This window comes from Serratia sp. UGAL515B_01 (assembly GCF_033095805.1).
Taxonomy (GTDB): Bacteria; Pseudomonadota; Gammaproteobacteria; order Enterobacterales; family Enterobacteriaceae; genus Chania.
Genome location: NZ_CP109901.1, coordinates 899,030 through 925,037 on the forward strand (window position 1 = coordinate 899,030; position 26,008 = coordinate 925,037).

A 26,008-nucleotide genomic window follows, 5' to 3' on the forward strand; every position below is an offset into this window, starting at 1 on the left:
ATTATTTTGGGTATAGATAGTTTCGTTAGCTGTCTCTTCGAAATAGACATTTGTTGAGACAGCCTTAACTACCCAGAGTATGCCGTAATAAATTTAACTTGATGGATGACTTTAGAACCATATACCTCATAGCCTTGTATGGTATAACCATCTTTTATGACAAACTCCTCTTCAGTTAATGTAGGTATATCACCTTGTGGATTACTACCGCAGGTCACGCTAGTACCATCCTTATAAACAAACACCAGTCGGCCTATAACTATTCCACCCCAACCACTACTATACCCACTGAATATTTTGATCTTCGCTAACATATCGGTATTATCAACATCGATTTTCGTTGGACCATTTCCCCCAACTCCTCCCATATTGGCGACAAGCCAACCACATGTCATAGGAATGAAATAGTCGGGTGCCTGAATAATCAAAGTACCTTGCTGGTCCCCCGTTCTCGCTGCACCATAGGCCTTTGAGTAGACTAAGGGTAAAACTTCTAAACTGGTGTTGACATCAAACTTCATGCCTTCATAGGTCCCCGTAGCTTTAATATTGGCTGAGCCGGAAGCCACCGCTGAAATTATGCCTGCCGAGTTCACAGTTGCAATACCTGTATTAGCGGATGACCAGGTTATACCGTTTTTAATCAATGTGTTGTTACCTTTGCCATCTATGAGATACAGCGACAGTTGGTAAGAGCTTTTCTCTGCAATTTTCTTATTAGCAGGAGAAAGTTCAAAACTCACGAAGCTGACTTTTACGCTGGTATTTCTCTCTCCAACCTTGGCTGAGACAGTAACTGTACCTGCACTGCCACTGGTAATCGCTAAGGTAGCTTGCCCATTGACGTCGGTTTTAAGTGCGTTGTTGCTCGGGACCCCAGCCACACTCGTGGTGGTAAAGGTGACCTCATAGTTCGGCAGCGGGTTGCCGTTGGCATCAGTGACCAGCAATGTAACGTTATTGCTGCTCTTGCTATCTGCTAGGGTGTAGCCAGTGTTACTGACTGTCATTGCACTGTCGGTAACCGTAGGGGTGCTGCTGTCGGCTATGAAGCCCAGCTCGACGCTGACGTCCTTGCCGCCCACGGAGGTGGTGACGGTCACGGTGCCGGCCTGGTCACTGGTGACCGGCAGGGTGGCTATCCCGCCGGTATCGGTTTTCACCGTGACGTTCTCTTGCGTGCCGTCCGGCTGGGTGACGGTAAAGGTGACCTCATAGTTCGGGACCGGGTTGCCGTTGGCGTCCACCACCGGCAGGGTGACCGGATTGCTGGCCTTGCCGTCGGCGACGGTACTGCCCGGGTTACCGGCGGTGAGGCTGTTGTCGGCCACGGTGGCGGTGCTGCTGTCGGCGGTGAAGCCCAGCTCGACGCTGACGTCTTTGCCGCCGACGGAGGTGGTGACGGTGACGGTGCCCGCCTGGTCACTGGTGACCGGCAGGGTAGCCATCCCGTTGGCATCGGTTTTCACCGTGACGTTCTCTTGCGTGCCGTCCGGCTGGGTGACGGTAAAGGTGACCTCATAGTCCGGGACCGGGTTGCCGTTGGCGTCCACCACCGGCAGGGTGACCGGGTTGCTGGCTTTACCGTCGGCGACGGTGCTGCCGGCATTGCCGGTGGTCAGGCTGTTATCGGCAATCGTCGCGCTGCTGCTGTCGGCGGTGAAGCCCAGCTCGACGCTGACGTCCTTGCCGCCGACGGAGGTGGTGACGGTGACGGTGCCCGCCTGGTCACTGGTGACCGGCAGGGTAGCCATCCCGTTGGCATCGGTTTTCACCGTGACGGTGCTGTCGCTGCCGTCCGGCTGGGTGACGGTAAAGGTGACCTCATAGTCCGGCACCGGGTTACCGTTCGCATCGACCACCGGCAGGGTGACCGGATTGCTGGCCTTGCCGTCGGCCACGGTACTGCCCGGGTTACCGGCGGTGAGGCTGTTGTCGGCCACGGTGGCGGTGCTGCTGTCGGCGGTGAAGCCCAGCTCGACGCTGACGTCCTTGCCGCCGACGGAGGTGGTGACGGTGACGGTGCCCGCCTGGTCACTGGTGACCGGCAGGGTAGCCATCCCGTTGGCATCGGTTTTGACGGTGACGGTGCTGTCGCTGCCGTCCGGCTGGGTGACGGTAAAGGTGACCTCATAGTCCGGCACCGGGTTGCCGTTCGCATCGACCACCGGCAGGGTGACCGGGTTGCTGGCTTTGCCATCGGCCACGGTGCTGCCGGCGTTACCGGCGGTGAGGCTGTTGTCGGCCACGGTGGCGGTGCTGCTGTCGGCGGTGAAGCCCAGCTCGACGCTGACGTCCTTGCCGCCGACGGAGGTGGTGACGGTGACGGTGCCCGCCTGGTCACTGGTGACCAGGCGGGTGGCAACGCCGTTAGTATCGGTTTTCACCGTGACGTTCTCTTGCGTGCCGTCCGGTTTCGTCACGGTAAAGGTGACCTCATAGTTCGGCACCGGGTTACCGTTGGCGTCCACCACCGGCAGGGTGACCGGGTTACTGGCCTTGCCGTCGGCGACGGTACTGCCCGGGTTGCCGGCGGTCAGGCTGTTGTCGGCCACGGTGGCGGTGCTGCTGTCGGCGGTGAAGCCCAGCTCGACGCTGACGTCTTTGCCGCCCACGGAGGTGGTGACCGAGACGGTGCCCGCCTGGTCACTGGTGACCGGCAGGGTAGCCATCCCGTTGGCATCGGTTTTCACCGTGACGGTGCTGTCGCTGCCGTCCGGCTGGGTGACGGTAAAGGTGACCTCATAGTCCGGGATCGGGTTGCCGTTGGCGTCCACCACCGGCAGCGTGACCGGGTTGCTGGCTTTACCGTCGGCGACGGTGCTGCCGGCATTGCCGGTGGTCAGGCTGTTATCGGCAATCGTCGCGCTGCTGCTGTCGGCAATAAAGTCGAGACCGACGCTGACGTCTTTGCCGCCGACGCTGGTGGTGACCGTGACGGTGCCCGCCTGCTCGCTGGTGACCGGCAGGGTGGCAACGCCATTGGCATCGGTTTTCACCGTGACGTTCTCTTGCGTGCCGTCCGGCTGGGTGACGGTAAAGGTGACTTCATAGTCCGGCACCGGGTTACCGTTCGCATCGACCACCGGCAGGGTGACCGGGTTACTGGCCTTGCCGTCGGCGACGGTGCTGCCGGCATTGCCGGCGGTGAGGCTGTTATCGGCAATCGTCGCGCTGCTGCTGTCGGCAATAAAGTCGAGGCCAACGCTGACATCCTTGCCCCCCACGGAGGTGGTGACGGTCACGGTGCCCGCCTGGTCACTGGTGACCGGCAGGGTAGCCATCCCGTTGGCATCGGTTTTCACCGTGACGGTGCTGTCGCTGCCGTCCGGCTGGGTGACGGTAAAGGTGACCTCATAGTCCGGGACCGGGTTGCCGTTGGCGTCCACCACCGGCAGGGTGACCGGGTTACTGGTTTTGCCGTCGGCGACGGTGCTGCCGGCGTTACCGGCGGTGAGGCTGTTGTCGGCCACGGTGGCGGTGCTGCTGTCGGCGGTGAAGCCCAGCTCGACGCTGACGTCCTTGCCGCCGACGGAGGTGGTGACGGTGACGGTGCCCGCCTGGTCACTGGTGACCGGCAGGGTAGCCATCCCGTTGGCATCGGTTTTCACCGTGACGGTGCTGTCGCTGCCGTCCGGCTGGGTGACGGTAAAGGTGACCTCATAGTCCGGGACCGGGTTGCCGTTGGCGTCCACCACCGGCAGGGTGACCGGATTGCTGGCTTTGCCGTCGGCGACGGTACTGCCCGGGTTACCGGCGGTGAGGCTGTTGTCGGCCACGGTGGCGGTGCTGCTGTCGGCGGTGAAGCCCAGCTCGACGCTGACGTCCTTGCCGCCGACGGAGGTGGTGACCGTGACGGTGCCCGCCTGCTCGCTGGTGACCGGCAGGGTGGCAACGCCATTGGCATCGGTTTTGACGGTGACGGTGCTGTCGCTGCCGTCCGGCTGGGTGACGGTAAAGGTGACCTCATAGTCCGGGACCGGGTTGCCGTTGGCGTCCACCACCGGCAGGGTGACCGGGTTACTGGTTTTGCCGTCGGCGACGGTGCTGCCGGCGTTACCGGCGGTGAGGCTGTTGTCGGCCACGGTGGCGGTGCTGCTGTCGGCGGTGAAGCCCAGCTCGACGCTGACGTCCTTGCCGCCGACGGAGGTGGTGACGGTGACGGTGCCCGCCTGGTCACTGGTGACCGGCAGGGTAGCCATCCCGTTGGCATCGGTTTTCACCGTGACGGTGCTGTCGCTGCCGTCCGGCTGGGTGACGGTAAAGGTGACCTCATAGTCCGGCACCGGGTTGCCGTTGGCGTCCACCACCGGCAGGGTGACCGGATTGCTGGCCTTGCCGTCGGCCACGGTGCTGCCGACATTGCCGGCGGTCAGGCTGTTGTCGGCCACGGTGGCGGTGCTGCTGTCGGCGGTGAAGCCCAGCTCGACGCTGACGTCCTTGCCGCCGACGGAGGTGGTGACGGTGACGGTGCCCGCCTGGTCACTGGTGACCGGCAGGGTAGCCATCCCGTTGGCATCGGTTTTGACGGTGACGGTGCTGTCGCTGCCGTCCGGCTGGGTGACGGTAAAGGTGACCTCATAGTCCGGGACCGGGTTGCCGTTGGCATCGACCACCGGCAGGGTGACCGGGTTACTGGCCTTGCCGTCGGCGACGGTACTGCCCGGGTTACCCGCGGTCAGGCTGTTGTCGGCCACGGTGGCGGTGCTGCTGTCGGCGGTGAAGCCCAGCTCGACGCTGACGTCTTTGCCGCCGACGGAGGTGGTGACCGTGACGGTGCCCGCCTGGTCGCTGGTGACCGGCAGGGTAGCCATCCCGTTGGCATCGGTTTTGACGGTGACGTTCTCTTGCGTGCCGTCCGGTTTCGTCACGGTAAAGGTGACCTCATAGTTCGGCACCGGGTTACCGTTCGCATCGACCACCGGCAGGGTGACCGGATTGCTGGCTTTGCCGTCGGCGACGGTACTGCCCGGGTTGCCGGCGGTCAGGCTGTTGTCGGCCACGGTGGCGGTGCTGCTGTCGGCGGTGAAGCCCAGCTCGACGCTGACGTCTTTGCCGCCGACGGAGGTGGTGACGGTGACGGTGCCCGCCTGGTCACTGGTGACCAGGCGGGTGGCAACGCCGTTAGTATCGGTTTTCACCGTGACGTTCTCTTGCGTGCCGTCCGGTTTCGTCACGGTAAAGGTGACCTCATAGTCCGGGACCGGGTTGCCGTTGGCATCGACCACCGGCAGGGTGACCGGATTGCTGGCCTTGCCGTCGGCGACGGTACTGCCCGGGTTGCCGGCGGTGAGGCTGTTGTCGGCAATCGTCGCGCTGCTGCTGTCGGCAATAAAGTCGAGGCCAACGCTGACATCCTTGCCCCCCACGGAGGTGGTGACGGTGACGGTGCCCGCCTGGTCACTGGTGACCGGCAGGGTAGCCATCCCGTTGGCATCGGTTTTCACCGTGACGGTGCTGTCGCTGCCGTCCGGCTGGGTGACGGTAAAGGTGACCTCATAGTCCGGGACCGGGTTGCCGTTGGCGTCCACCACCGGCAGGGTGACCGGATTGCTGGCTTTGCCGTCGGCGACGGTACTGCCCGGGTTACCGGCGGTGAGGCTGTTGTCGGCCACGGTGGCGGTGCTGCTGTCGGCGGTGAAGCCCAGCTCGACGCTGACGTCCTTGCCGCCGACGGAGGTGGTGACCGTGACGGTGCCCGCCTGCTCGCTGGTGACCGGCAGGGTGGCAACGCCATTGGCATCGGTTTTGACGGTGACGGTGCTGTCGCTGCCGTCCGGCTGGGTGACGGTAAAGGTGACCTCATAGTCCGGGACCGGGTTGCCGTTGGCGTCCACCACCGGCAGGGTGACCGGGTTACTGGTTTTGCCGTCGGCGACGGTGCTGCCGGCGTTACCGGCGGTGAGGCTGTTGTCGGCCACGGTGGCGGTGCTGCTGTCGGCGGTGAAGCCCAGCTCGACGCTGACGTCCTTGCCGCCGACGGAGGTGGTGACGGTGACGGTGCCCGCCTGGTCACTGGTGACCGGCAGGGTAGCCATCCCGTTGGCATCGGTTTTCACCGTGACGGTGCTGTCGCTGCCGTCCGGCTGGGTGACGGTAAAGGTGACCTCATAGTCCGGCACCGGGTTGCCGTTGGCGTCCACCACCGGCAGGGTGACCGGATTGCTGGCCTTGCCGTCGGCCACGGTGCTGCCGACATTGCCGGCGGTCAGGCTGTTGTCGGCCACGGTGGCGGTGCTGCTGTCGGCGGTGAAGCCCAGCTCGACGCTGACGTCCTTGCCGCCGACGGAGGTGGTGACGGTGACGGTGCCCGCCTGGTCACTGGTGACCGGCAGGGTAGCCATCCCGTTGGCATCGGTTTTGACGGTGACGGTGCTGTCGCTGCCGTCCGGCTGGGTGACGGTAAAGGTGACCTCATAGTCCGGGACAGGGTTGCCGTTGGCATCGACCACCGGCAGGGTGACCGGGTTACTGGCCTTGCCGTCGGCGACGGTACTGCCCGGGTTACCCGCGGTCAGGCTGTTGTCGGCCACGGTGGCGGTGCTGCTGTCGGCGGTGAAGCCCAGCTCGACGCTGACGTCTTTGCCGCCGACGGAGGTGGTGACCGTGACGGTGCCCGCCTGGTCGCTGGTGACCGGCAGGGTAGCCATCCCGTTGGCATCGGTTTTGACGGTGACGTTCTCTTGCGTGCCGTCCGGTTTCGTCACGGTAAAGGTGACCTCATAGTTCGGCACCGGGTTACCGTTCGCATCGACCACCGGCAGGGTGACCGGATTGCTGGCCTTGCCGTCGGCGACGGTACTGCCCGGGTTGCCGGCGGTCAGGCTGTTGTCGGCCACGGTGGCGGTGCTGCTGTCGGCGGTGAAGCCCAGCTCGACGCTGACGTCCTTGCCGCCGACGGAGGTGGTGACGGTGACGGTGCCCGCCTGGTCACTGGTGACCAGGCGGGTGGCAACGCCGTTAGTATCGGTTTTCACCGTGACGTTCTCTTGCGTGCCGTCCGGTTTCGTCACGGTAAAGGTGACCTCATAGTCCGGGACCGGGTTGCCGTTGGCATCGACCACCGGCAGGGTGACCGGATTGCTGGCCTTGCCGTCGGCGACGGTACTGCCCGGGTTGCCGGCGGTGAGGCTGTTGTCGGCAATCGTCGCGCTGCTGCTGTCGGCAATAAAGTCGAGGCCAACGCTGACATCCTTGCCCCCCACGGAGGTGGTGACGGTGACGGTGCCCGCCTGGTCACTGGTGACCGGCAGGGTAGCCATCCCGTTGGCATCGGTTTTCACCGTGACGGTGCTGTCGCTGCCGTCCGGCTGGGTGACGGTAAAGGTGACCTCATAGTCCGGGACCGGGTTGCCGTTGGCGTCCACCACCGGCAGGGTGACCGGATTGCTGGCTTTGCCGTCGGCGACGGTACTGCCCGGGTTACCGGCGGTGAGGCTGTTGTCGGCCACGGTGGCGGTGCTGCTGTCGGCGGTGAAGCCCAGCTCGACGCTGACGTCCTTGCCGCCGACGGAGGTGGTGACCGTGACGGTGCCCGCCTGCTCGCTGGTGACCGGCAGGGTGGCAACGCCATTGGCATCGGTTTTGACGGTGACGGTGCTGTCGCTGCCGTCCGGCTGGGTGACGGTAAAGGTGACCTCATAGTCCGGGACCGGGTTGCCGTTGGCGTCCACCACCGGCAGGGTGACCGGGTTACTGGTTTTGCCGTCGGCGACGGTGCTGCCGGCGTTACCGGCGGTGAGGCTGTTGTCGGCCACGGTGGCGGTGCTGCTGTCGGCGGTGAAGCCCAGCTCGACGCTGACGTCCTTGCCGCCGACGGAGGTGGTGACGGTGACGGTGCCCGCCTGGTCACTGGTGACCGGCAGGGTAGCCATCCCGTTGGCATCGGTTTTCACCGTGACGGTGCTGTCGCTGCCGTCCGGCTGGGTGACGGTAAAGGTGACCTCATAGTCCGGCACCGGGTTGCCGTTGGCGTCCACCACCGGCAGGGTGACCGGATTGCTGGCCTTGCCGTCGGCCACGGTGCTGCCGACATTGCCGGCGGTCAGGCTGTTGTCGGCCACGGTGGCGGTGCTGCTGTCGGCGGTGAAGCCCAGCTCGACGCTGACGTCCTTGCCGCCGACGGAGGTGGTGACGGTGACGGTGCCCGCCTGGTCACTGGTGACCGGCAGGGTAGCCATCCCGTTGGCATCGGTTTTGACGGTGACGGTGCTGTCGCTGCCGTCCGGCTGGGTGACGGTAAAGGTGACCTCATAGTCCGGGACCGGGTTGCCGTTGGCATCGACCACCGGCAGGGTGACCGGGTTACTGGCCTTGCCGTCGGCGACGGTACTGCCCGGGTTACCCGCGGTCAGGCTGTTGTCGGCCACGGTGGCGGTGCTGCTGTCGGCGGTGAAGCCCAGCTCGACGCTGACGTCTTTGCCGCCGACGGAGGTGGTGACCGTGACGGTGCCCGCCTGGTCGCTGGTGACCGGCAGGGTAGCCATCCCGTTGGCATCGGTTTTGACGGTGACGTTCTCTTGCGTGCCGTCCGGTTTCGTCACGGTAAAGGTGACCTCATAGTTCGGCACCGGGTTACCGTTCGCATCGACCACCGGCAGGGTGACCGGATTGCTGGCCTTGCCGTCGGCGACGGTACTGCCCGGGTTGCCGGCGGTCAGGCTGTTATCGGCAATCGTCGCGCTGCTGCTGTCGGCAATAAAGCCCAGCTCGACGCTGACGTCTTTGCCGCCGACGGAGGTGGTGACCGTGACGGTGCCCGCCTGGTCGCTGGTGACCGGCAGGGTAGCCATCCCGTTGGCATCGGTTTTGACGGTGACGTTCTCTTGCGTGCCGTCCGGTTTCGTCACGGTAAAGGTGACCTCATAGTCCGGCACCGGGTTGCCGTTCGCATCCACCACCGGCAGGCTGACCGGGTTGCTGGTGGTGCCGTCGGCCACGGTGCTACCGGCGTTGCCGGCGGTCAGGCTGTTATCGGCAATGGTCACATCAGGTACGCTGGAAACCAGCGTCACTGTGGTTGTCGCATTAGCCAGAGCTGTACCTTGTACGACGGTAGTAATATTGATGGTCCCCTTCACATTACCTGCGGTTAACGTAGCCAGGTAGACTCCTGGGTTTTCGGGGGATTCCGTCACGCGGCTTAGGGTATATTCTTGTGAGCCCGCTTGGCTTAACGTGTTGCCTGGAGCACTTGATATGCTCTGTGTACTGAGACGTGCTGCTCGGCGCTGAACAGGTACCGACACCGGCGCTTGAGGTTCGAACTGACCCGTCAGTTGGATCTGTTCTGCAATGCCCGTAACGGGTTGTTGATTCGGGTCGCTCAAGGTCAGGACAACCGCCGTGGTTGATTGGCTGTCGGCAGGCAATGTCGCCTGGGCAGACTGCAAGGTCGCCAGCATGCCATCAATCCCATACCCTGTTACGGTGATCTGTGTCTGGGCCACCTGGGATCGGTTACCGGCTTTATCGTAGACCACCAGACTGAGTGGATAACTGTTGTTGCCGCCAGGAACGTAAGCAGGCAGGGTGACCTGCCAGTTATCCCCGCTACCGCTCATTTTGCCGTTAGCGGCGGTCAACAGGCTGTTATCCCATTCATAGCGTGCCACCCCATTCTTACTGGTGGTTTTGACCTGTAATGAGAGGGTCTGCCCGGCCGTTCCCTGCAGCATGGGAGGCAGTGAGACGCTGAGTTGAATTTGTTCCTGATACTGCAAGACGATTTCATTATTACGATCGACCAGCTCATAACGGCTACCCGCCATGCTGCGCTTGGCGGCGACATTCGACGCCTGGATCTGTTTTGTGAGAGACCGACCAAAAGCATAATTAAACGCAAGATTAAACCGGGTGTCCTGCATCCCTTGAGTGCCTTTCTTATGGTCAACGCCGAATGTTACCAGGGGGATAGGGGTATAATTGACGCCAAAGGTGATGGCATTGGGGTTAGGCTGGAATTTATCTTTGCCGAACAGCCTGACATTATCGCCAAAATATTTCTCGTAGACTAATTTACCGCCTAATTGAGGTAGTGAGGGGAGATACCCTTCAGCACGTACATCAAAACCGTTGGCCGCTTTTTCATTGTATCCATGGCGTTTTTTGGAATCCCGCCAACCCTCCAGGGCCAGATAGGTATTCGTGGAGAGCCGCAGGTTATCGCGCATGTATTCAGCCCCTAACCCACCGCGGGAATGATGCCCCTGAACATCGCGGTCGAGAAACAGGTTGTAGCCGAACATCTGGCTGACAAGAAAATGGCGTTTTCCCACCCCCAGGTTCAAGGTAAGGTTACCCTCCGTATTTCTACGGAACCCTAACTGGCTGAAAATAAGGGCGCTGGGGGTATCTTCGAGGACAAAAAGGGCATCCGCCTGGCTGCCATTCAGCGTCAGTTCATCGTTAAGGTTCAACTGCACTCTGGCACTGCCAAACTGGCTCAGCCATTGCTCTAATGCTTGGTTACCTTTGCTGGTGGTGACCCCCCGAGCGAGGTTTTCAGCCGATTTTGTCGCATCGTTACTGGTGAGTATGTTGGCCAAGCGGGAGGCTGCATTTGCTGTGGCTTGTTCCGCAGCGGAAGCCGAACGTTTTCTCTCCGTGGCTTCCGCCATGACGGCGGGGGTAAACAGGACGCCCAGTGGAAATAAGGTTTGCGTAGTAACGTTAGCAAAGGATAATGAAAGGTAAAGCTTTGCTTTTTTAAAATATTTTCTGATGGCTTTAGATTTTGAAAGGAGACGTTTTTTCATCTTGATTGCCCCATTCTAATTAACTGACACAGCAAGTCACGTTGGGTACTCGATGGTTTAAGGCAGTGCAGATGGTTTTAATTAATTACTGATGATGCCGTGATGCTCTAAATTTGCTCTGACGCTGAGACTCAAGCCACTAGGTAGCGTGCGTATTATTCAGGTGTATTGGGAGAGCAAAGCAACCTCATTATCCAAATACAAGCCCGAGCTCAGGTAAGAATCGCTTGGTCTTTGCGTTGGTTTGGCACACTAAATTATATATTTAAGTTATTGTTTTTAAATTTAAAATAAATGTCATCGCCACTCGGTTATAATGAGAGTACGAAGCCTGATTGAGGACCAAGGTTATTGAGTAAAAAGTAATTTGGAGAAAGCTCTTAAGAGAATAGTCGGAATTATTTTCTGTTGCGTATAAGCTGTAAGATGTTGCATAAGATAATTTTTTTACCGAATGTAATTGCTTTTTTTATTTAAAAAAATCAATAACTTAATTTATATTAATGCTATTTTTTGAAATAAATTGATACAATAAATATTATTTTAATGGTTGTCTTCTACACGATATCGTGAAATGGCGTAAGACCATTATACTTCTGGCGTAGGCGGTGTGCGCGGTGTATGACGTCTTCTACTTAGCCTAAGTTTATCAGGGGCATTCGTTTAATCATCATTTATGCTGATTATCCGTATAACTCTGTTGGCGTTATTCAGTAAATTACTTATATTTTCAATGACTTTAAATACCAACTCGCGCTTTATTGGACTGTGATACTAGCCTGTGTCCCTTAACTGTCCGTGGTGCCGTCGCAGCTCCAAAAGCCCATTATCAAGGCGGAGGGGGAAGGGCAGAGTGGTCCCCTGTTCAAGCCCGACAACGCAGAGAATGGGCTTTTGGAGCACCACCCTACGTGCTGACGCCATTTGCGCGCATTGCTGCGTTGTTCGCCGCTTATTGGGTCCACCCAACCCCACGGTTCACGCCTTGCTCTGCGCGTAAATGATCGCCAGCGGCGCTCGCGCACAGTTAAGGGATACAGCCTCGCGGTAAGATGGCCGTTTTAAACGGGCTCATTCATATAGTATGCTCCTTTTAATTAACCTATAGGTAAATCGGAGCAGTTACCGGGTTTTTGTAACAGTGCTTGGTCACGAGTATCTTGAAGAACTGACGAAATATCGCGATAATCCGCTCATCAGCGATGCTGAAACAGACATCGAATAAATCCCTTCCTCGTCGGGTTAACGACGCGGGAGGGATTTTTTTATCGCCAAACGTTCGGCTACGGACGAACCGTTGAAATATGAGGGTTTACTATGAGTACCTTAGGCCATCAGCTCGATAATTCTTTAGTGTCTAACGCCTTTGGTTTCCTGCGCTTTCCGCTGAACTTCATGCCCTACGACAGCGATGCAGAGTGGGTGATCACCGGTATTCCATTCGATATGGCCACTTCTGGCCGCGCCGGTGGACGTCATGGCCCAGCCGCGATCCGTCAGGTATCGACCAACTTGGCATGGGAAGGTGCACGCTGGCCGTGGAACTTCGATCTTCGCGATCGCCTGAGGGTGGTTGACTGTGGCGATATCGTGTTTAACTTTGGTGATGCGCAAGACATGAGCGACAAGCTACAGGCTCATGCTGAAAAACTGCTGAAAGCGGGCAAGCGTATGCTTTCTTTTGGTGGTGATCACTTTGTCACGTTGCCCCTGTTGCGCGCTCATGCCAAACATTTTGGCAAAATGGCACTGGTGCATTTTGATGCGCATACCGATACCTATGCTAACGGCAGTAAGTTTGACCATGGCACCATGTTCTTCCATGCGCCGAACGAAGGGCTGATCGACCCCAAGCACTCTGTACAGATCGGCATTCGTACCGAGTTCGATCGTGACAATGGTTTCACCGTATTGGATGCGGCGCAGGTTAACGATCGTAGCGTGGACGATCTGCTGGTTCAGATCAAACAAATCGTTGGCGATATGCCGGTGTATATGACCTTCGACATCGACTGTCTGGATCCCGCTTTTGCACCGGGTACCGGTACCCCGGTGATTGGCGGTCTGACCTCCGATCGTGCGTTGAAACTGGTGCGTGGTATGCAGTCACTGAATATTGTTGGTATGGATGTGGTAGAAGTTGCACCGGCATACGATCAGTCAGAGATCACTGCGCTGGCGGCGGCGACATTGGGTCTGGAAATGCTGTATCTGCAGGCGGCTAAAAAGCAGGGGTAACTATACCCATCGTCTTCCAAGCTACAGCGCTGTTACCTGCATTCGCTCACCTCAGTCACTTACCCAAAAGTAAGCTCCTGGGGATGAGTAAGCTTGTTGCCTCGCTGTAGCATGAAATCCATAGGGTATATACCCTTCATACTTCAAGTTGCTTGGGTGTTGGCTGCGTTCGTTCACCCTAGTCACATAGTTATCTATGCTCCTAGGGCCTCACTCAGTTGCCGCCTACAAGCAACTCGAATTTTTTGGGTATAGCGAGATAAAGGAATGAAGGTTGCAAAAATCTCTATCTATCAGCCCATAATATCAGTTTGCCTGTATTTCGCGTTTACGGAGGAACCGTGCTGACAAAACCATCTATACGGCTTAATAAATATATCAGCGAGAGCGGAATTTGTTCTCGTCGCGATGCCGATCGTTATATCGAACAAGGTAATGTCTTTATCAATGGTAAGCGTGTTGCGCTTGGTGACAGAGTGTTTGCTGGTGATATTGTCAAAGTTAACGGTCAGATAATCGAACCTCGCAACGAAGAGAACCTGATCTTTATTGCGCTGAACAAACCGGTTGGCATTGTCAGCACAACGGAAGACAGCGAAAAAGACAATATTGTCGATTTCGTCAATCACAGCACGCGTATTTTTCCTATCGGGCGGCTTGATAAAGATTCCCAGGGGCTGATTTTCCTCACCAACCATGGCGATCTGGTAAACAAAATCCTGCGAGCGGGAAATGACCATGAGAAGGAATACCTGGTCACGGTCAACAAACCGGTGACGGACGAGTTTGTCCGTGGTTTGGCGGCGGGTGTGCCAATGCTGGGTACGGTAACCAAAAAATGTAAGGTGAAGAAGGAAGCCCCTTTTGTGTTTCGTATCGTCCTGGTACAAGGGCTGAACCGTCAGATCCGTCGTATGTGCGAGCATTTTGGCTATGAGGTGACCAAGCTTGAACGCATTCGAATCATGAATGTGGGCCTGGCTGGTTTACCATTGGGAGAATGGCGCGATCTCACCGATGATGAATTGGTTGAGCTGTTTAAAATGATCGAAGGTTCATCGTCTGAGGAAAAACCGAACAAGAAAGCCAAACCGGCAGTGAAGAAACCCGCTGCTGGCAGTGGGCAGAAGAAGGCCGACAAACCCGCTGGTAACCCGGCTACACGCAAGCGTTTTACTCAGCCTGGACGTAAAAAGAAAGGGCGCTGATGGTTGAGCATTTTAGCGTTAGTGACCGATTAGCCGCGCTCTTTAATTCCCTGGCAGCGGCGCTCACGTACAGTTAAGGGGCACAGCCTAGTATTTATTAAGGCGATTAACGCCCTTGGTCAGTGATGGCCAAGGGCGTTTTGCTTTTGTTTTTTCCTATCAGTGCATCTTTTGTGATCTATTCCTCAGTTGTAACTTTTAAATAACCAACTTTTAACAAACTCTCCATTGTCGACTTGACGAAAGATTCGCCAGACCTATATTGAGAGTATTAAATAAGAAACTGAGTTTCATATATGAAACAATCAGATAGGGGATAAAAGTAATGAGCTGGAAGAACGTGTGCGAAGTGTCTCAGGTTAAAGAAGATTTTCCTTTCTCTGCGAATGTAGAGGGAAAAGAGGTCGGCGTTTATTTGATTGATGGTCAATATTACGCGCTGGAAGACGTTTGTCCGCATGCCTATGCCTTGCTCAGCCAAGGGTTTGTTGATAACGGAAAAGTTGAGTGCCCACTGCACGAAGCCGTGTTCGATGTGCGTAGCGGTAAATGCCTGCGTGAGCCGGGTGGCCGTGATCTGCAAACCTACCCTACCCGTGTGATCGATAATCAAATCCAAATCACCTTTATCGCGGAGGAATAAGTATGCAGCATATTGCCGATTTCAACCCCTGGCTGCCGGATACCCAACAGGTAACTCCTGATCGTGTTGGAGGTAATGGCCAAATCCACCACCCTGGCAAGTTTCAAAATGTGATCTGGCAAACCCGTGCACGTGTGCCAGACGGGTTTGAAACTGCGCTGGTGTCGGCATTGGAAGAGATCTTCGAACAGGGAGCTGAAGAACTGGATCAGATCGTCAGCGCACTCAATCAGCGTCGCCTTTTCGATAGAAATGGTCAGCCGTGGAATGAAACCGCATTCCGTGAGTTTCTTCGCGTTAACGGTTTCTGAACCGCATAGGGAGAAGACTATGACAGCCAATACCACATCCTCCGAGCAAATATTACAAAACTATTTAGATCAAGGGTTACGCGGAGTTTGGTACCCGGTGTTAGCCAGTTGGGAAGTCGGTAGCAATCCGGTAGGGATCACCCGCCTCGAACAACAGATAGTGTTATGGCGCGATGGCGAAGGGACGATACATGCTTTGGAAGACCGCTGCCCACACCGTGGCGCTCGCTTATCGATGGGCTGGAACTTGGGCGATCGCATCGCCTGTTGGTATCACGGCATCGAAGTGGGTGGTGATGGCACGGTCAAGGATGTGCCCGCGGTGGCTCGTTGCCCATTGGTCGGGCAGAAATGCCTGCGTTCTTACCCGGCGAAGGAAGCTCATGGTGCGGTGTTTCTCTATTTTGGTGTGACCGCTGATGAAGAGCCTGCCGAACTGATCTTTCCACAGGAACTGGCAGATGACACGAGCTATAGCCATTTCCTGTGTACTGCCAGTTGGAACTGTAATTATCAGTATGCATTGGAAAACGTTATGGACCCGATGCATGGCACTTATCTGCACTCCTCATCTCACTCAATGGCCGAAGGCGATCGCAAGGCGGATATGGCACTTGAACCCACCGACAGCGGTTTTATCTTTAAAAAGAATGGTCAGATTGGCGTGAACTTTGACTGGGTAGAGTTTGGCAGCAGCGGTACTTACTGGATGCGCCTGTCGATCCCATACAAAAAGCGCTTTGGGCCTGGGGGCCACTTCTGGATCATCGGTATGGTTGTGCCGGAGGATAAAGATCATTGCCGCGTGTTCTTCTGGCGTATCCGTAAGGTTAAGGATTGGCAGCGTGATATGTGGCGCTTTATGTATCGTAACCGTTTGGAACAGCTGCATTGGGACGTTCTGGAACAGGATCGTATCGTGCTTGAAAATATGGCACCTAACGCGCGTGGTCGCGAATACCTTTACCAGCATGACGTTGGTCTCTCCCGCCTGCGCCGTATGATGCAGAAAGAAGCGCAAAAACAGTTGGCGATGCTCAGCGAAAAGGAGGCGGCACAGTGAACGGTTTGCTGGCGGGAAAGCGCATTGTTGTCACAGGAGCGGCTCGCGGACTGGGGCGCAGTTTTGCTACAGCGGTGGCCCAGGCCGGTGCCAGTGTGGTGATGTGCGATATCTTGGCGCAAGAGTTGCAAGACAGTGCTGCCAGCTTGCGTGAGCAGGGAGCACAGGTGGAATCTCATACTATCGACCTGGCTTCACCACAATCTATCTCTGCGACATTTGCTGCAATCGCTGAAGGTGGTGCAATTGATGGGCTGGTGAATAACGCGGCGCTGGCGACCGGGGTGGGTGGAAAAACGATGATGGAGTACGACATTGACCTGTGGGACAACGTGATGCAAGTCAATGTGCGTGGAACCTGGTTGGTGAGTCAGGCGGCAGTGCCGCTACTCGCACAAGCGCCGCATGCGAAAATCGTTAATATCGCGTCAGATACCGCGCTATGGGGAGCACCGAGACTGATGGCCTACGTGGCTAGCAAAGGGGCGGTCATCTCAATGACCCGCTCTATGGCCCGAGAGTTGGGGCCACAAGGGATCTGTGTTAACGCGATTGCTCCGGGTCTGACGCGGGTGGAAGCTACTGAATACGTCCCTGTTGAACGTCATCAGCTGTATGAACAAGGCCGGGCGTTGGCTGGGGCGCAACATCCCGACGATGTGACCGGTAGCGTGCTTTACTTGCTGTCACCGCTGGCAGATTTTGTTACCGGTCAGCTAATTCCCGTCAACGGTGGTTTCGTATTTAACTGACGGGCAGGCAAACATTTCAGGAGCAGTATATGGCAGATGAACAAGCGTGTAAGTATTTGATCCCGGGTTTGGATCGTGGGTTACAGCTGCTATTGGCATTCGGTGAGCAGCATAAGGAGATGACCTTTGCTGAACTCCATCGCTTGGTCGATATGCCGAAGGCGACAGCCTACCGAGTGGTGCAGACGTTGGAGCACTTGGGTTTTCTAGAACGAAATCCGCGTACTAACACCTTTGCATTGGGGATTAAAGTTCTGCGGTTGGGCTTCGAATATATTGCCTCGCTGGATGTTGCACAGGCAGGCCAACCGGTGATCGAGCAACTGCGCGATCGTAGCCAATGTAGCAGCCATCTGGCGATCCGCGACGGGAATGACGTGATCTATATCGCCCGCGTTAGTGCTGCCGGTTCGCAGATTAATCAAGTCAGTGTAGGCACGCGTTTGCCGGTACACCGCACGTCTCTTGGGCGCATGTTGTTGACAAGTACCAGCCGTGAAGAGTTTGAACGGCTGTTCCCGCATGAGGCGTTACCCGATGTATCTTTAGGTTCACCAGCCAACCGCGAAGCGCTGTGGCAAATGGTGCAGCAGGATAAGGCGCGTGGCTATGTCATTGGTGAATCCTTTTTCCGCCTCGGTATTTCCTCAATCGTCTATCCGATCTTTAACCGTGAAAGACGGGTGGAAGCGGTGGTCAGCATTATGGTGCCGTTTGATGAGATCCCCAAAGCGGATCGTGAGCGGTTGCGTATGGAAGTTCGCGACGCGGCAGTGAAGATATCCGGTTTATTAGGCGCACCGCAACAGGCCAATGTGGGTTAACTAAAAAGGCTTTTTGATTCAGGCAGGAATAAGAACCTCTCTCATTAGCGCTATTTTACTGGCCATTTTGGCTCTGGACAGTGTTAGAAACGCTCACGTATCCCCCTGTACGTTCCGGTTTCTGTGCGCTGTTGGTGTCCAAATTGCCTACGTCAATAACGCCTATTGAGATAGTTTCTAAGACTCATGGCTATTTAATGGGTCGGGTTTCGCTTACGCCTGAAAAACGTATTCAGCGATAACGTGAGGCACAACAATGAACATCATCGGCATCGAAAAGCTGGAGTTTGGCGTTGAAGATCTGCCAAAGTGCGAAAAATTCATGCAGGACTTTGGTCTACAACCTACGTTGCAGTGTGGAGGAGAACCACGTCGTGTATTCACCACATTAAGTGGTGCCAGCGTGGAGCTATGCCCGCAGAACAGTGAAGATCTTCCCGCCGCGTTTGAAGCCGGTTCCACCCTGCGCCGGATGACATGGGGAGTTGAAAGCCCGGCTGCGCTAGCGGCATTGCAACCACGCTTGGCGCAGGTGCCAGGTTTTCGTCAGGTCGGTGAAGAGCTGGAATGCCGCGATCCCAATGGCATGACACTGCGTTTTGCCGTTACTGCCCAACAACCGGTAAAACTGCCGGTTTTACCCATCAACCAATGGGGTGATGTACGCCGTATTGACCAGCCCAGCCCGGTTTATGACAAGGCAGAACCGGTCAATATTGGTCACGTGGTGTTCTTCGTTGAAGATCTTCCCGCGACCGAACGGTTTTACCGTGAGCAGCTTGGTTTTCAGGTTTCCGATCGCTACATCGACCGTGCCGTATTCCTGCGTGCTCAGGTTCGTGGAGGGCATCACAGCCTGTTCTTGCTGAAATTGCCAAATCGCCCACGCGGCCTGAACCACGTTGCCTTCACCGTGCGTGATATCCACGAAGTGATTGGCGGAGGGATCGCCATGAACAAACAGCAGTGGAGCACCTTTATTGGCCCAGGCCGCCATCCGATCTCCTCTGCCTATTTCTGGTATGTCAACAGCCCAACCGGTGGCGCTTTCGAGTACTACACCAATGATGATTTCCTGACAGAAAACTGGCAGCCGCGTGAGCTTGAACATTCGTTGGTTTCATTTACTGAATGGGCCGTAGAAGGGGGGATCGATCATGATACCCGCCGCCAGCATAAGAAAGTGGGGGTTGCATGAATCAGCCAATCCATGCAGGGATTGTGATTATCGGAGGAGGGCAAGCGGGTGGCTGGGCAGCGAAAACGCTACGTGAACACGGCTATAGCGGCAAGCTGACGGTGGTGAGTGATGAACCCTATGATTTTTACGAACGTCCACCGCTTTCTAAAGCCGCATTGTTGGATAGTAATCCCCCATTGAGTCGCCTGTTCAGCGAAGCAGTGGTTGAAGGACTCAATATCGACTGGTACCGCCCATTGCGCGCTGAAGCCATCGATGGCACAAGGCAACTTGTCACCCTCAGCGATGGCCGGCAGTTGCAGTTTGAGCAGCTACTGCTTGCTACTGGTGGACGCCCACGTCTGCCTAATAGCTCATGGGCAGAGCATCCAAAGGTAATGACTCTACGCTCCTGGGATGATGCGACCCGACTGCGTCAAGCTTTGCAGCAGTGTAAAACGCTGGCCGTTGTTGGCGGAGGGTGGATCGGATTAGAGATTGCCGCTTCTGCACGCAAACTGGGGAGAAAAGTGACGGTATTTGAACGTCAGCCAGCACTTTGCATGCGCAGTGTCGGAGCCGATGTTTCCCAAGCACTGTTGGATCTGCATCAGCAACAGGGAGTAACGGTGCACTGCGATTGCGGTGATATCTCCCTTGAAGATCGTCAGGGAGATGCCTGGATCGGCAGCACAAACAGCCCTGCACAACCTTTCGACCTGGTGGTGGTGGGGATTGGGGTTGAACTGAATCTGGAACTGGCGCGAACGGCCGGGTTACGGGTAGAGGGTGGCATCGTTGTCGACGGGCAGGGACGCACCAGCCACCCGGCTATTTTTGCTGCTGGAGACGTTGCACTACACCCTACGCTTGGTTTGTGTTTGCAATCTTGGGCCTATGCACAGAATCAGGCCATTAGTACCGCCTGCGCGATGCTTGATGCATTTGCTGCCCCCTACGACGATCTACCCTGGCTGTGGTCGGATCAATACGACACCAATATTCAGATCCTCGGTGTGCCTGTTGGAGGCGAACTTCAGATAGTGCGCCGCACGCCGCAGTCACAACTGTTCTTTACCCTGAATGCCGATCGACAACTGGTACAGATGGTGGCGTTTAACGATGCGCGCACCATCAAACTCGGCAAACGCTGGCTAACCAGCGGTCGGGTGCTGGATCCGCAGCAACTGGCGGATGTGGAGTTTTCTCTGATGGCGCTTAAGTAACGCCCGACCTGAGGGAGCGTTTTATGACTACGCAAGATATGGACGCCCAAAGCATTCGGGCGGGGAGTGCTGTTGCTGAAAATCAGCCAACCCGCGTGCGATGGTCGGTGCCAATCGCCCTGTTTGCCTGCGTATTACTGGCATTTTTCGACAAAATCAGCATTGCAGCACTGTTTTCTGACAGTGCATTCCAGGAGGCGATGGGTATCGGTTTTGATCCCACCCGGCTCGGGCTTTTGATGAGTGCTTTTCTGTTCTCATACGGCTTCTCTTCCATGCTGTTGAGTGGCATTGGCGATCGGCTGAACCCGGTCAACGTGTTGATCGGCATGATGGTAGTGTGGGGGGGACTGATGGTACTGATGGGATTAGCTCGCTCTTATCACACCATGATGACCCTGCGCATTCTGCTAGGCGTCGCCGAAGGCCCGCTGATAGCGATAGCTTATGCGATCGTCCGCCATGCTTTCCCCCAGCGTCTACAGGCCCGTGCCACCATGATGTGGTTACTGGGAACACCGATAGGCGCGGCGCTGGGTTTTCCAGTGACACTCTTCATCCTTAGCCGTTTTGACTGGCAAACCACTTTCTTCTTTATGGCATTTCTGACGTTGCCGGTGATGCTGTTAGTGACATTCGGCTTACGCCACTTGAATGTGGCCCGTGCGGAAAAAAGCGCCGTCACGCAACCGATGGTGGCCGAACGGAGGCAATTGCGCCATGCGCTGTTCCGCACCCCCCATTTCTGGATGATTTGCCTGTTCAATGTCGCGTTTCTGACCTACCTGTGGGGGATGAATGGCTGGTTGCCCAGTTATCTGATTAAAGGCAAAGGCATTCACCTTGAACATGCGGGTTATCTCTCATCACTGCCTTTTATTGCCATGTTACTTGGGGAAGTGGTTGGTGCCTGGCTATCGGACAAGCTGGATCGCCGTGCGCTGGCCTGCTTTATCTCGCTATGTGGTGCTGGGATTGGGCTAGGGATCGTGTTGCACTTGCAAGGTACGTATAGCGTCATTGCTGCTATGTCTTTCAGCACCTTTATGTGGGGAGCCGGAGCGCCAAATATCTTTGCTCTGTTGGCCAAAGCGACCAGTCGCCGGGTGAGCGCGACTGCTGGCGGCATTTTTAACGGACTGGGCAATTTTGCCGGTGCTTTAGCACCGGTGCTGATGGGAGCGCTGATTGCTGCCACTGGCAACATGGATAACGGTTTGCTGTTTCTGGTGGTCGTGGCCTTTGTCGGTTGTGCCATTTTGCTGCCGTTACTGAAGAAGTATTGATGCAACGAAGGAGAAACAACATGTCACAGGTTGAGAATAAAGTGGGTATCAAGCCGCAGGGGCTATCGATGGAGAAGTGGGTAGAGTCACGTATCGCCCGTTTTGAAGGCCGTAAATATGACTGGAATGCGCTGAAGTTCCAGGCTGATTACGATCCGAAATACCGCCGTGCGCAGATGCGTTATATCGGCACCGGGGCGACCGGCGTGGTCAACGATACCAATACCGTACCAGCGGAACATTTTACCTTCTCTACCATGGTACTGCCGTCCAAATGTGAAGGGCCACTGCACCTGCATGACGATGTGGAAGAAGTGTTCTTCATGCTTAGAGGCAGCATCACGCTGATGATCCAGGATGGTGAAGAGTATTACGAAACTATCCTGAAAGAGCGTGATCTGATCTCTGTGCCTGCAGGGATTTATCGTGGTCTGTTTAATCATGGTGAAGAAGAGGCGCTGATGTGCGTGATGCTCGGCACCTCCAAACCAGAAACCCCGACCTACCCAGCGGATCATCCACTTTCAAAGGTGAAACGTTACTGATGAACGCCTTACCGGAACGCCAGCAGGAAGAGTGTAGTGGCTTTTGGCTTGGTTGGCGCGAAGCCGGGTACGGCCGTGCAGTGATACTGCTGCATGGCATCAGTTCCGGTTCGGCCTCTTGGGTGAAGCAGTTTAGCGATCGTGCCCTGGTAAATGGGCATCGTCTGATAGCCTGGGATGCACCCGGCTATGGCGGTAGTGCGGCGTTGCCCCTAGCTGAGTCAAAAGCCTCCGCTTATGCCAATGCGCTGGCGGCGCTGATCGCTGAACTGGAATTGGAGCAGCCGCTGATTGTTGGGCATTCGCTGGGGGCATTGATCGGCAGTGCCTATGCGGCTGCGTATCCAGCGGGATTGAGTGGGTTGGTGTTGGCTGATCCGGCACAGGGCTACGCCATGGCAACGCCAGAAAAACGCCAACAGGTCTATGACCAACGTAAACAAATGATCGAAACGCTGGGCCCGCAAGGATATGGCGAACAGCGTGCGGCGGCGTTGCTGCGCGAGGGGGCGGATCAACAGGATATAGCCTGGGTACGCAGTGGAATGCAGCAACTCAATCCGCTTGGCTTTCTCAGCGCTGCTTGGATGTTGGCCAATGATGATATTAGTCATTACCTGGCGAGTTATCGGGGGCCATTACAGGTGTGGTGTGGTAGCGATGATCGCATTACACCGCCGCAGGGGGCTGAAACACTGGCACAACAACAGGGCGCAACGATGCGTGTGATCGAGTCTGCCGGGCATGCCAGCTACCTCGATGCACCCGCCGTGTTTAACCGTTATTTGCAGGATGTTACGGGAGAAATCCAACCATGAATTTTCAGATTGAGCAGCGGGTGGCGGTGGTCACCGGGGGCTCCTCGGGGATCGGTTTTGAAACGTTGCGTCTGCTGTTGACTGAAGGGGCGAAAGTGGCTTTCTGCGGGCGCAATCAGGACAAACTTGCCAGCGCAGAAGCTAGTCTGCGTGAGGAGTTTCCGCAGGCTGAGATCCTGGCACTGCCCTGTGACGTGCTCGATGCCGAACAGGTTGCTCGGTTTGCCGAGCAGGTCAAGGGCCGTTTTGGCGCGGTAGACATGCTGATCAACAACGCTGGCCAGGGTTTTGTAGCACATTTTGAGCAAACGCCGCGTGACGCCTGGTTACATGAGGCCGAGCTCAAACTGTTTGGTGTGATCAACCCCGTCCAGGCATTTTTACCTCTGCTGGAACGTTCTGAAATTGCTTCTATCACCTGCGTAAACTCGCTACTGGCATTGCAACCAGAAGAGCACATGATCGCCACTTCCGCGGCGCGTGCCGCCTTGCTCAACATGACGCTGACGCTGTCTAACACGTTGGTTAGCAAGGGGATCCGCGTCAACTCTATTCTGCTGGGCATGGTGGAGTCGGGCCAATGGCGGCGGCGTTTTGCCGAGCGTCAGGACCAACAGCAAAGTTGGGAACAGTGGACAGCGGCTATCGCCGAACGGCGTGGCATACCGATGGGGCGCTTGGGTAAACCACAAGAACCGGCACGAGCATTGCTGTTTCTCGCCTCGCCCATGGCCTCTTTCACTACCGGGGCAGCGCTGGACGTTTCCGGTGGTTTCAACCGGCATCTCTGAAAGGATCAACAAATGAAGAAGATCATGATGATGGGTTACGGCGCGATGGCGAAAGAGGTGCTGGCGCGACTGCCCGAAGGTGTAGAGGCCGGCTGGATCTTGGCACGTGAAAAGTATCATGCCGAGATCAACCAAACCTTTGCCGGTCGGATACAGACATTGACCCATCCAGACCAATGTAGCGGGGAACCAGACCTGGTATTGGAATGTGCCAGCCAACAGGCTATTGCGGAGTTTGGTGAGGCGGTTCTCAAACGCGGTTGGCGATTAGCGGTGATTTCTACTGGTGCACTGGCGGATGCCGAGTTGCAACTGCGGCTACAGCAGGCCTGTACAGGTTACCACGGTGAGTTGATTGTGTTGTCTGGTGCAGTTGCAGGCATGGATGGCTTGGCGTCGGCACGAGAAGGCGGATTGGAAAGTGTGACCTACCAATCCAGCAAAAGCCCTGCCAGTTGGCGCGGTAGTCTAGCGGAAAAGCTGATCGATCTGGATACCGTCAGTGAAGCGAAAGTGTTCTTTGAAGGTTCAGCGCGGGAGGCAGCGCGTATGTTCCCAGCGAATGCCAATGTAGCTGCAACTATTGCGCTCTACGGCTTGGGAATGGATGCCACGCGGGTTCGCTTACAGGTCGATCCTCATACCCAACGTAATACCCATCGTTTGCAGGTGTACGGTCAGTTTGGTGAATTCCAGTTTGAACTCTGTGGTAATCCACTGGCGAGTAACCCGAAAACGTCAACGCTGGCTGCGCTGAGTGCGGTACAAGTTTGCCGCAGTTTGGTTAACGGTGGTTTTATTGCCTGAAGGGCAGGAGCAAAGCATGGAAAAGTTAAAGATTTTTCTTGCCGGCCGCTGGTGTGAAGGGCGTGGGGAAGAGATGCGTTCTGTTTTCCCCGCTGATGGCAGCGTGAATGCGTGCTTGCGGGCAGCCAGCGTTCAGGACGTGGATGACGCCGTTGCGGCGGCAGAGAAAGCCTGGCGGTCCCAGGCATGGCGCGGGTTGGTTCCGCACCAACGTGCGGCGATCCTGCATCGCGTCAGTGATTTGATTACTGAACAGGTTGAGTCACTAGCACAATTGCAAACGCGTGACAACGGCAAACCGCTGGCGGAAACCCGCGGATTGGTGATGAGCGCCGCGGCTACCGCGCGCTATTTTGCCGCAGCCTGCGAAGTACTGGAAGGTGAGCTGCCTACTCAGCGCAGTCGCGAAGTGATGACGTTGAGTCAGTATCAACCGTTGGGCGTTATTGCGGCTATTACGCCGTGGAACTCACCGATTGCCAGTGAAATGCAAAAAGTGGCCCCGGCGCTGGCGGCAGGCAATGCCGTAGTGCTTAAACCGGCGGAGGCCACACCGCTGATGGCGCTTAAACTGGCTGAGCTGTTTGAGCAGGCGGGATTGCCCGCTGGTTTACTCAGTGTATTACCGGGCAAGGGGTCGGTGATCGGTGAAGCGCTGGTGCGTCATCCGTTAGTGAAAAAGATTTCCTTTACCGGGGGCACTTCTACCGGGCGTCATTTGGCACATATCGCCGCGGAAAAGCTGATCCCTACCTCGCTGGAGTTGGGAGGGAAATCGCCCACCATTGTGTTAGAGGATGCCGATCTGGAGCAGGCTGCGCGGGGTATCTGCTATGGCATCTTCAGCTCGGCCGGACAGGCCTGTATTGCGGGTTCACGGCTGTTTGTTCACCGTTCACTGTATCAATCGTTGTTGGCCAGACTGTGTGAACTGACCGCGGGATTACGCATTGGCAATCCGTTGGAACCCGGCGTCCACCTTGGCCCTCTGATTAGCCACAAACATCGTCAGAGCGTGGCAGATTATGTGGCGCTGGCGCAGCAGGAAGGTGGACGAGTGCTGATAGGGGGAGAACCCCCCGCTGAACCACAACTGGCGCAGGGCAGCTACTACCTGCCAACCATTATTGAAGGGTTGAATAACCGAGCCCGTACCTGCCAGGAGGAGATCTTTGGCCCGGTGCTGGTGGTTCTGCCGTTTGATGATGAACAACAGTTGGTCGAACAGGCCAACGATTCGGTTTATGGCTTGGCCGCTGGTATCTGGACTCGCGATTTTACCCGAGCGATGGCGCTGGCAGAGCGGCTGGAAACCGGCACCGTGTGGATCAATACCTATAAGACTTTCTCTATTTCTACGCCGTTTGGCGGATTTAAACAAAGTGGATTAGGTCGCGAAAAGGGCTTGCATGGTATTCAGGCCTATATGCAGCAAAAGAGTTTGTACCTGTCACTCACTAATCAGCCCAACTGCTGGAGTGACTAGGTTATGTTGCTTAACTGCACGCAAATGGTTCCGGCCCTGTGACAATACCATGTGCCGTTAAAGGATACAGCCT

General features: G+C 56.5%; 16 protein-coding genes. 15 read left to right on the plus strand and 1 reads right to left on the minus strand.

Annotation, left to right across the window (positions count from 1 at the left end; all coding sequences use genetic code 11):
• Positions 1 to 68: 68 nt before the first annotated feature.
• Positions 69 to 10,757, minus strand: a complete 10,689-nt coding sequence (locus tag OK023_RS04275) for an Ig-like domain-containing protein (protein ID WP_317695140.1) — start codon at positions 10,755 to 10,757, stop codon at positions 69 to 71.
• A 1,317-nt stretch (positions 10,758 to 12,074) separates the two neighbouring features.
• On the opposite strand from OK023_RS04275, the gene speB reads away from it, so the two are divergent.
• The 15 genes from speB (at position 12,075) to OK023_RS04350 (ending at position 25,935) form a co-directional block, all read left to right on the plus strand.
• Positions 12,075 to 12,995: an agmatinase gene (gene speB, locus OK023_RS04280; protein WP_317695142.1), complete on the plus strand. Its 921-nt coding sequence runs from the start codon at positions 12,075 to 12,077 to the stop codon at positions 12,993 to 12,995.
• 341 nt (positions 12,996 to 13,336) lie between these two features.
• Entirely contained in the window at positions 13,337 to 14,203 is an 867-nt protein-coding gene (gene rluF / locus OK023_RS04285; protein WP_317695144.1) for a 23S rRNA pseudouridine(2604) synthase RluF, read from the plus strand.
• A 325-nt stretch (positions 14,204 to 14,528) separates the two neighbouring features.
• Positions 14,529 to 14,846, plus strand: a complete 318-nt coding sequence (locus OK023_RS04290; protein ID WP_317695146.1) for a non-heme iron oxygenase ferredoxin subunit — start codon at positions 14,529 to 14,531, stop codon at positions 14,844 to 14,846.
• A 2-nt stretch (positions 14,847 to 14,848) separates the two neighbouring features.
• The gene (locus OK023_RS04295; protein ID WP_317695148.1) at positions 14,849 to 15,157 is read left to right on the plus strand and encodes a recombinase-like helix-turn-helix domain-containing protein; all 309 of its coding nucleotides are present in this window, start codon (positions 14,849 to 14,851) and stop codon (positions 15,155 to 15,157) included.
• 19 nt (positions 15,158 to 15,176) lie between these two features.
• Positions 15,177 to 16,220 carry an aromatic ring-hydroxylating dioxygenase subunit alpha gene (locus OK023_RS04300; RefSeq protein ID WP_317695152.1) on the plus strand — a complete coding sequence of 348 codons (1,044 nt, stop codon included), beginning with the start codon at positions 15,177 to 15,179 and terminating at the stop codon, positions 16,218 to 16,220.
• The gene (locus tag OK023_RS04305) at positions 16,217 to 16,972 is read left to right on the plus strand and encodes an SDR family oxidoreductase (RefSeq protein ID WP_317695154.1); all 756 of its coding nucleotides are present in this window, start codon (positions 16,217 to 16,219) and stop codon (positions 16,970 to 16,972) included. Before OK023_RS04300 ends, OK023_RS04305 begins: the two co-directional genes overlap by 4 nt.
• 29 nt (positions 16,973 to 17,001) lie before the next feature.
• A complete protein-coding gene (locus tag OK023_RS04310; RefSeq protein WP_317695156.1) occupies positions 17,002 to 17,796 on the plus strand; it encodes an IclR family transcriptional regulator in 795 nt (264 codons plus the stop codon).
• A 256-nt stretch (positions 17,797 to 18,052) separates the two neighbouring features.
• Positions 18,053 to 18,994, plus strand: coding sequence for a VOC family protein (locus tag OK023_RS04315; protein WP_317695159.1), 942 nt, complete (start codon positions 18,053 to 18,055; stop codon positions 18,992 to 18,994).
• Entirely contained in the window at positions 18,991 to 20,202 is a 1,212-nt protein-coding gene (locus OK023_RS04320; protein ID WP_317695161.1) for an NAD(P)/FAD-dependent oxidoreductase, read from the plus strand. The genes OK023_RS04315 and OK023_RS04320 overlap by 4 nt, the downstream gene beginning before the upstream one ends.
• Before the next feature lie 23 nt (positions 20,203 to 20,225).
• Positions 20,226 to 21,488 (plus strand): MFS transporter, encoded by a 1,263-nt coding sequence (locus OK023_RS04325; RefSeq protein WP_411569388.1) that lies wholly within the window; start codon positions 20,226 to 20,228, stop codon positions 21,486 to 21,488.
• 20 nt (positions 21,489 to 21,508) lie between these two features.
• A complete protein-coding gene (locus OK023_RS04330) occupies positions 21,509 to 22,033 on the plus strand; it encodes a cupin domain-containing protein (protein WP_317695164.1) in 525 nt (174 codons plus the stop codon).
• Entirely contained in the window at positions 22,033 to 22,851 is an 819-nt protein-coding gene (locus OK023_RS04335; protein ID WP_317695166.1) for an alpha/beta hydrolase, read from the plus strand. Before OK023_RS04330 ends, OK023_RS04335 begins: the two co-directional genes overlap by 1 nt.
• On the plus strand, positions 22,848 to 23,642 hold the full coding sequence (locus tag OK023_RS04340) for an SDR family oxidoreductase (RefSeq protein WP_317695168.1): 795 nt from the start codon (positions 22,848 to 22,850) through the stop codon (positions 23,640 to 23,642). The genes OK023_RS04335 and OK023_RS04340 overlap by 4 nt, the downstream gene beginning before the upstream one ends.
• A 12-nt stretch (positions 23,643 to 23,654) precedes the next feature.
• Entirely contained in the window at positions 23,655 to 24,449 is a 795-nt protein-coding gene (locus tag OK023_RS04345) for an aspartate dehydrogenase (RefSeq protein ID WP_317695170.1), read from the plus strand.
• Between the two features lie 16 nt (positions 24,450 to 24,465).
• Entirely contained in the window at positions 24,466 to 25,935 is a 1,470-nt protein-coding gene (locus tag OK023_RS04350; RefSeq protein ID WP_317695172.1) for an aldehyde dehydrogenase, read from the plus strand.
• Positions 25,936 to 26,008 lie beyond the last annotated feature (73 nt).